The following is a 577-nucleotide window of genomic DNA, read 5'->3' as shown; positions in this document are numbered from 1 at the left end:
AGCGCGACCTTGAACGCCTCGCGGTAGTTGATCAGGCCCGATTCCATCGGGGCGGGCATCGCGACGTAGGTGTCCCGGGCGACGTCCTCGTCGCGGATGTAGTTCTTCATGTGCCAGTAGTTCGAGTACGGCAGGGTCTTGGCGACCATCTCGCGCCAGTCCTCGATGGGGCGGTGGAGCCGGATGAGGTTGCCGATATCCGGGTTGATGCCGACGTTGGCCAGGCCGATGTCCTGGACCAGCTGGACCGAGGAGTCCGCGGTGCCGAGGTAGGTGTCCTCGTACATCTCCAGGGACAGCAGGACGCCGACYTCGGCCGCGTGCCGGCCCAGTTCCCGCAGGCGGGACACGGCCTTGCCCCAGGTTTCCTTGTCCCCGACCGGGTCCTTGTAGCCCTCCAGGGTCCAGAACCAAAGCTGCTTCTGCTGCTCGGCGGTGATGGCCTGGTGCAGCCCGAAGGAGACCACCTCACAGCCGAGCTCTGCGGCGGCGTCGATGGTGCGGTGGCTGTAGGCCAGGTTCGCCTCCCAGTTCCCTTCCTCGATCACGCTGCGGCGGATGGCGGAGATGACGGGGA

The 577-nt window shown here is 66.3% G+C and carries 1 protein-coding gene; it reads right to left on the bottom strand.

What is annotated here, in order from left to right:
- Positions 1 to 577 (bottom strand): sugar phosphate isomerase/epimerase family protein (locus AC1DKQ_RS22440; RefSeq protein WP_476920284.1); only part of this gene is annotated, 577 nt, incomplete at both ends.

The organism is Arthrobacter sp. 05L421 (assembly GCF_056397785.1).
Note: the sequence above shows the minus strand (reverse complement) of the source record. Positions and strands in the feature narration are given on the sequence as shown.